The sequence below is a fragment of the Streptomyces flaveus genome (genome assembly GCF_014647675.1).
GTDB classification, from domain to species: domain Bacteria; phylum Actinomycetota; class Actinomycetes; order Streptomycetales; family Streptomycetaceae; genus Streptomyces; species Streptomyces flaveus.
In genome coordinates, this window is sequence record NZ_BMPQ01000058.1 from 22,992 (window position 1) to 29,713 (window position 6,722).

Here is a 6,722-nt window from a genome sequence, read left to right on the forward strand (position 1 = left end):
CCTTCGGACGCGGACCGGCAGGCCGCGCGGCCGACGGGCTTCAGCGTTTGAGGGCGACGCCGCCGTACTGGTGCACCTCCGCCGGGAGGCCCCAGGCGCTGGTGTCGGGACGCCAGCGCGAGCACGACGCGACACCGGGTTCGATCAGTTCCAGACCGTCGAAGTAGCGCGCGATCTGCTCGGGGCTGCGCAGGATATACGGGATCGAACCGCCCTCGTTGTACTGCTGGATGGCCGTGACGTACTCCTCGCTGGTGTTGGTGCTGTCGTACTGCACCAGGTAACTGCCCGGGGGCAGGGCGTCCACCAGTTGCCGCACGATCGAGCGGGCCTCGTCGTAGTCCTCGATGTGCCCCAGGATGCCCATCAGCATGAGAGCGATCGGCTGATCGAAGTCCAGCGTCTTCCCGGCCTCCCGCACGATGGTGGCGGGCTCACGCAGGTCGGCGTCCACATAGTTGGTGACGCCCTCGGGGGTGCTGGTGAGCAGCGCGCGGGCGTGTGCGAGCACCAAGGGGTCGTTGTCGACGTAGACGATCTTGCATTCGGGGGCGACCCGTTGGGCGATCTCGTGGGTGTTGTCCACGTTGGGCAGACCGGTGCCGATGTCCAGGAACTGCCGGATGCCCTCCTCGGCGGCCAGATGCCGGACGGCGCGGGCCAGGAAGTACCGGGCGGCACGGGCTCCGGTCTCGATCCCGGGGAAGATCTCACGGAACGCGTCACCGGCTACGCGGTCGACCTCGTAGTTGTCCTTCCCGCCCAGCCAGTAGTTCCAGATGCGGGCCGACTGCGGCACAGTGGTGTCGATCTTGGAGAGCGCCTCCGGGTCGGAGATGTTCGGCTCATCAGTCATGGACGCTCCTGTGAGTAGTCGGTGCGGGGAACGCACCCCGTTGAATAGGCGCATAGGCGAATACCAGCCGTTGCCGCCCACGTTATTCCTCACGGCTCGGCACGGGTAAGCACGGGCCGCCAACTGCCCATGTTTCGCAGATCATTGGCTGGATTCCCGCGCATCACGGGGCAGGGGGGGCGTACGGGTCCGACGTCCCGCCGTACGCGACCGTGCGGGCGCCCCGGAGAGGACCCGGGGCGCCTGCCCAGCGCCGCAGTGGCCGCTTTCTTAACACCGCGGCGATGCCGGCCTCGTCGCCGTGGGGGCGAAAGAGGCAAGCCAGTGGCCCTGGTGACCTTCGTTCGCGAGCCGTCCCTGTTGGCTCACGCCCGGTCCCGGGCCTCGCCGCCACCGATGGGCCGGTGACGTGAAGAACCATAGTGGCCCGTGTGACGGGAGAGGCAACAGCGCTGGTTGCGGCGTCAGTTCCTCGTAAGGAGTGAGGGGCGGCCACGGCGAGCGTGGGTCCCTTTGGTCCGGGAAGGGTGGGACTTTCTACTCACGCACGTCCAGGCGGCTGATCCCGCCGGCGCCGCCGATCCGGTCGAGTGCGCGGGCCCGGCGGCGGGCGTCGCGGATGCCCTGCGTGGCGGCCGACTCGATTCGGTGGGCGTCCGCGGTCGTTTCGAGGCGCCGCCTGTCCCGACGGATCAGCACGACCGTCGCCCAGGCGACGAGCCCGAGCAGAGCGACCCCGACGATCACCACGAGCACCATCGCATCCTCCGTTCACAGCCGGCCTCGCGTTCCAGGGACCCGGAAGCGCGCACCCTCCGTGCTTCCCATCGTGCGGGCTCCCCCGGTACGAATCACCGCCCGCCGTCGGCAGTTTCGTACCCGGGAAGCTGCCAGGACTCGGCAACCAGGCCTCGAACGGGCTCAGTTGTTCGGGCGAAGTGTCCAGACAACCGTCATCTCACCAGTGACGGCACCGTCCTCCCGCTGGATGGCGACGGCCACCGGGAACTCGGGGCGCTTGCCGTCGTCGAGCTCGGCGACGACGTCGGCGATGGGACGGCCGAGCGTCGCGGTGGCCGTGACGGGCCCGCGCGCAAGCTTCTTGTACGCGATCTCCGCGCTGACAGCGAGCGGTACGGCGCGTGTGAGCTGGTCTCCGAAGGCGGCGAGGACGACTGCCCCGCTCGCCGACTCGCCCAGCGTGAACATCGCTCCGGCGTGCGGCCCGCCGACGTGGTTGTGGAACTCGCTCTGGTCGGGCAGGACGAGGACGGCCTTCTCCGGTGTGGTCTCGAGGTACTCGAGGTTCAGGGTCCGGACCATCGGCACCGTGGCGGCGAGCATCTCGCCGATCGACATCTGGTCTGCGCTCATAGCCGACACGTTACCCGCGAGTAGCATCCCTGGCCATAAGCCGACGATGTGATCGCAGTATCGTGACCGCCCATGTGGCCAGGAGAGCAGCCGCCGACCGGCGGGCAGCCCAATCCGTACCAGCAGCCCGGCTATCAGCAGCCGAGCCCGTACCAACAGCCTGGCTATCAGCAGCCGAACCCGTACCAGCAGGGCCAATGGACGGCCCCCACCGTCCCGTCGGGCGCTCCTCAGCCTCCACAGGGCGGCGGTGGCAGCAACAAGACGAAGATCGTCGCGATCGTCGCGGCGGCGGCCGTCGTGGTCGCCTCGGGCGTGACCGGATTCGTCCTGCTCGGCGGCGACAAGGAAGACAAGGCCGAGCCGGATCCCGCCAAGTCCAGTGCGCAGCCCACCAGTTCGGGAAATCCGCGCGGCTCGGACGGCGAACAGCCGACGATCGCGGGCTGGAAGGCCGTGGTGAACCCCAAGACGGGCATCGCCTTCGACGTGCCGGCCGACTGGGCGCTCGAGTCCCCCGACTGGGTCTCGTACGTCACCGAGGACGACGATCCCGAGGAGAAGCCCTTGGCCGCCTTCGCGGCTCCGGCATTCCTCGAGTCGAAGTGGTGCGGGACGGACGAGGACAAGGACGGCAGCGTGGACTACACGCCGCTGGCGGGCGCGGGCACTCGGGGCAACAACGGCGCCAGGAGCACCGAGGAGATCGCTCGCGCCGACTCGAATGCCTGGGTCTACGGGGCGTATACGCAACCGGAGAAGGCGAACATCGACTCCAATGCCGTGGAGTCGTACACGACGAAGTCCGGCATCACGGGCAGTGTGGGCACCGCGTGGTCCACGGGTGTGAAGAAGTCGGGTAAATGTGACAGCGACGGCAAGTCGACCGTGTTCGGCTTCAAGAACGCCGACGGCGACTTCGTCTCCTGGTCGTTCCACGGCGCAAAAGGCGTGTCCGGTGAGGTACCGGACGCAACGGTGAAGAAAATCCTCAGCACCGTGCGGCTGCACACGGACCCGTCGGGGTCCTGACCGGTACAGCGCTGACGAGTGTCAGTGACAAAAACGTGTCCCCACGCCGCTAGGGTGGGCGCCCATGTGGCCAGGACAGCAGCCGCCCGGGGGCGAGCAGAACCCGCAGGATCCGAATCAGAATCCCTATCAGCAGCCGGGGTACCAGCAGCCGAATCCGTATCAGCAGCCCGGATATCAGCAGCAGCCCAACCCCTATGCGCAGCCGCCCGGTCAGCCGGGCTGGGGTACGCCCACACCCGTGGATCCGCTGGGCGCTCCCCAGCCGCCGCAGGGCGGCGGCGGCAACAACAAGACGAAGGTCGTCGCGATCGTCGCGGCCTCCGCCGTCGTCGTCGCGGCCGGTGTCACCGGATTTCTGGTCCTGGGCGGCGACAAGGACGACACGGCGAACGACTCCGAGAAGAAGAGCCCGGCCGCCACGGCTCCCGCGTCGAAGAAGCCGAGCGCGCCCGCATCCGGTGGTGGGGAGAACCCGCGCGGCACCGAGAGCGAGAAGCCGACCGTGCCCGGCTGGAAGGTCGTGGTGAACCCGCGGTTCGGCACCGAGTTCGATGTGCCCGCCGACTGGGAAATCGAGAGCGCGGGCACCAGCGTCGGCTTCGAATGGGAAGAGAAGGGCAAGATGGACCGGACCACCGTCACGGCTCCCGCCTATCTCAAGTCCAAGTGGTGCTCGGACGACTCCGACAAGGACGGCCGCGAGGAGGACACCGCTCTCGCCACCGCCGGTACACGTGGTGAGAACGGCGCCACGAGCACGGCTCAGGCGGCCGAGACCCGGGTCCCGTGGTGGATCTTCGGCGGCTTTACGCAGCCCGACAAGAAGAGCATCACGTTCACCAAGCCGAAGCCGTTCAAGACGACTTCGGGCCTGGAGGGAAGCGTCGCCACGGCGTATTCGAAGAACACGCCGCAGAACGGAAAGTGCGCCTCCGACGGCAAAGCCATCACCTTCGCGTTCAAGAACGGTGCGGGCGATTTCGTCACCTGGAATCTTTACGGGGCCAAGGGCGTCGACGAGGAGATTCCGGAGGCGACCGTTCAGAAGATCCTCAAGACGGTACGCCTCACCGATACCGCCCCCACGGATTCGTAGCTTGACGGACTTTCTGGGGTTCTGAGGGTTCTGGGGGTTTCGGCGCGATTGGCGATTGGCAAGTCGGGGCAGTGACGCGATAGTTCACCAGTGACCAGTCCCGCCGCCGCCCCGAGAAGCCCGCGCCGCCCTGAATGGGCGGGCCGCAACTACACACTGCTGACCGCCGCCTCGGTCGTGACGAGTCTCGGCAGCCAGGGTGCGTTGATCGCGGCGGCGTTCGCGGTACTCGACGCGGGCGGCGACGGCGGCGACGTGGGCCTGGTGGCGGCGGCCCGCACTCTCCCGCTGGTGCTGTTCCTGCTGATCGGCGGCGCGGTCGCGGACCGGCTGCCGCGGCATCGGGTGATGGTCGCGGCCAACACCCTCAACTGCCTTTCGCAGGGGGCCTTCGCGGTCCTCGTACTCGCCGGGGAGCCGCAGCTCTGGCAGATGATGCTCCTGACCGCGCTCGGCGGCACCGGCCAGGCGTTCTTCGGTCCCGCGGCCGAGGGCATGCTGATGTCCTCCGTCAGCGGCGAACAGGTCGGCCGCGCCTTCGCGTTGTTCCGGCTGGCGACGCAGGGGTCCGGGCTTGGCGGCGCCGCGGTCGGCGGGGCCATGGTGGCGGCGATCGGCCCCGGCTGGGTGCTCGCCGTGGACGCGGTGGCGTTCGCGGTCGCCGGGTCCCTGCGGGCCTTCCTCGACGTGAGCCACATACCGCCGCGCGAGCCGGGCGAGGGGCTGCTCGCCGATCTCCGGGACGGCTGGCACGAGGTCGTCGGCCGGCCCTGGCTGTGGTCGATCGTGGCGCAGTTCTCCGTCGTGGTCGCCGTGGTCGCCGCCGCCGAGTCGGTGTACGGACCGCTGGTCGCCCGCGACAGCCTCGGCGGGGCCGCTCCATGGGGACTGGCACTCGGCGCGTTCGGCGCCGGGAACGTCGGCGGCGCGATCCTGATGATGCGCTGGAAACCGCGCCGCATGCTGCTCGCGGGCACCCTCTGTGTCTTCCCGCTGGCCATGCCGTCGGCCGCGCTCGCGGTGCCCCTGTCGGTTGCCGGGCTCTGTGCGGTGATGTTCGTGAGCGGTGTGGCCCTCGAGGTCTTCGGGGTTTCCTGGATGACCGCGCTGCACCAGGAAATACCCGAGGACCGGCTCTCCCGCGTCTCGGCCTACGACTGGTTCGGCTCCGTCTCGATGGTCCCGCTGGCCACGGCCCTCGCGGGTCCGGCGGAGGAGGCCTTCGGGCGTACGGCGGCCCTGTGGGGGTGCACCGTGCTGGTGGTCGTGGTGACGGCGGGGGTGCTGTGTGTGTCCGACGTACGGAACATGACGCGGCGTACGAAGGAAGTGGTGGTGGGAGTGCCGACGGCGAGTGAGCCGGCCGGCTGGAAGCGCCCGGCCGACGGATCGTGAGGGGCGCTGTGAAGGCTGCGTCAGCCGATGCTGAACGCGCCGTCCGGTGGTTCGGGTGACGGCACCGCGTTCTCGTCCCGTACGGGCTCGGCGTCTCCCATGAAGTCGCGCAGCGCGGCCCCGTGTTCGAGGCGGGCCGGGAACGCGTCGGCGGCGGTACGGCGGGCGAGGGTGGCCGTGTCGACGGGGTGATGGGCGGCGACGAGGATCGCGTTGCCGAACCGGCGACCGCGCAGCACGCCCGGCTCGGCGATCAGCGCCAGTTCCTCGAACACCGTGGAGAACGTGGCGAGTTGGGAGCGCAGGAAGGCGAACGGCGCGGTGTCGGCGAGGTTCGCCAGATAGACCCCGTCGCCGCGCAGGACGCGCTCGGCGGCTCGGGCGTACGCCACCGATGTCAGGTGCGCCGGGACACGTGAGCCGCCGAAGACGTCGGCGATCACGACGTCGGCGGAGTCGGGGGCGGCGGTTTCCAGCCAGGTGCGGGCGTCTGCGGCGTGCAGTCTGATGCCGGCGTCGTCGGGGACGGGAACGTGCTCGTTGATCAGGTCGATCAGCCCTCGGTCGGCCTCGACGACGTCCTGGCGGGAGCCCGGCCGGGTCGCGGTGAGATACCGGGGCAGGGTGAGCGCGCCGCCGCCGAGGTGCAATACGTCGAGCGGACTCCCCGGCTCCGCGAGGGTGTCCAGGACGTGGCCGAGCCGTCGCGCGTACTCGAACTCCAGGTGCGTTGGTGCGTCGAGGTCGACATACGACTGCGGGGCGTCGTTCACCGTCAGCAGCCAGGCGCGCTTGCGGTCGATGTCCGGGAGCAGTTTGGCGGTTCCGTGGGCCACGGGGCGGGTCACGGGTATCCGTTCGTCCACGGGGTGCCTCCGGCGGTTGGGCGGGTGGGTTCGTTTTTGGGTGCGGGTTGAGTGTGGCTGGTCGCGCAGTTCCCCGCGCCCCTGGGTGGGTGGTGGGTGC

The 6,722-nt window shown here is 69.4% G+C and carries 7 protein-coding genes; 3 read left to right on the top strand and 4 right to left on the bottom strand.

Annotation, left to right across the window (positions count from 1 at the left end):
- Positions 1-40 precede the first annotated feature (40 nt).
- The 3 genes from IEZ21_RS45660 to IEZ21_RS45670 form a co-directional block, all read right to left on the bottom strand.
- A complete protein-coding gene (locus IEZ21_RS45660; RefSeq protein WP_033327372.1) occupies positions 41-856 on the bottom strand; it encodes an SAM-dependent methyltransferase in 816 nt (271 codons plus the stop codon).
- A 537-nt stretch (positions 857-1,393) separates the two neighbouring features.
- A complete protein-coding gene (locus IEZ21_RS45665) occupies positions 1,394-1,615 on the bottom strand; it encodes a hypothetical protein (RefSeq protein ID WP_189327708.1) in 222 nt (73 codons plus the stop codon).
- A 162-nt stretch (positions 1,616-1,777) separates the two neighbouring features.
- Entirely contained in the window at positions 1,778-2,215 is a 438-nt protein-coding gene (locus IEZ21_RS45670; protein ID WP_189327715.1) for a DUF4442 domain-containing protein, read from the bottom strand.
- Positions 2,216-2,302: 87 nt separating this feature from the next.
- Between IEZ21_RS45670 and IEZ21_RS45675 the strand changes: the two genes are divergently transcribed.
- From IEZ21_RS45675 to IEZ21_RS45685, 3 genes are all read left to right on the top strand, one after another.
- Positions 2,303-3,262, top strand: coding sequence for a DUF8017 domain-containing protein (locus tag IEZ21_RS45675; RefSeq protein ID WP_189327709.1), 960 nt, complete (start codon positions 2,303-2,305; stop codon positions 3,260-3,262).
- A 64-nt stretch (positions 3,263-3,326) separates the two neighbouring features.
- Complete coding sequence (locus IEZ21_RS45680) at positions 3,327-4,361, top strand: DUF8017 domain-containing protein (RefSeq protein WP_189327710.1); 1,035 nt, start codon at positions 3,327-3,329, stop codon at positions 4,359-4,361.
- Between the two features lie 90 nt (positions 4,362-4,451).
- Positions 4,452-5,756 (top strand): MFS transporter, encoded by a 1,305-nt coding sequence (locus IEZ21_RS45685; RefSeq protein ID WP_189327711.1) that lies wholly within the window; start codon positions 4,452-4,454, stop codon positions 5,754-5,756.
- 20 nt (positions 5,757-5,776) lie between these two features.
- Here the strand turns inward: IEZ21_RS45685 and IEZ21_RS45690 are convergent, their stop codons facing one another.
- Positions 5,777-6,622, bottom strand: coding sequence for a spermidine synthase (locus tag IEZ21_RS45690; protein ID WP_189327712.1), 846 nt, complete (start codon positions 6,620-6,622; stop codon positions 5,777-5,779).
- Between the last annotated feature and the right edge of the window lie 100 nt (positions 6,623-6,722).

Bases quoted from the DNA above. Each gene is read 5' to 3' on its own strand.
- IEZ21_RS45670 (WP_189327715.1), bottom strand. From the start codon at position 2,215: ATGTCGATCGGCGAGATGCTCGCCGCCACGGTGCCGATGGTCCGGACC.
- IEZ21_RS45680 (WP_189327710.1), top strand. From the start codon at position 3,327: ATGTGGCCAGGACAGCAGCCGCCCGGGGGCGAGCAGAACCCGCAGGAT.
- IEZ21_RS45660 (WP_033327372.1), bottom strand. From the start codon at position 856: ATGACTGATGAGCCGAACATCTCCGACCCGGAGGCGCTCTCCAAGATC.
- IEZ21_RS45675 (WP_189327709.1), top strand. From the start codon at position 2,303: ATGTGGCCAGGAGAGCAGCCGCCGACCGGCGGGCAGCCCAATCCGTAC.
- IEZ21_RS45665 (WP_189327708.1), bottom strand. From the start codon at position 1,615: ATGGTGCTCGTGGTGATCGTCGGGGTCGCTCTGCTCGGGCTCGTCGCC.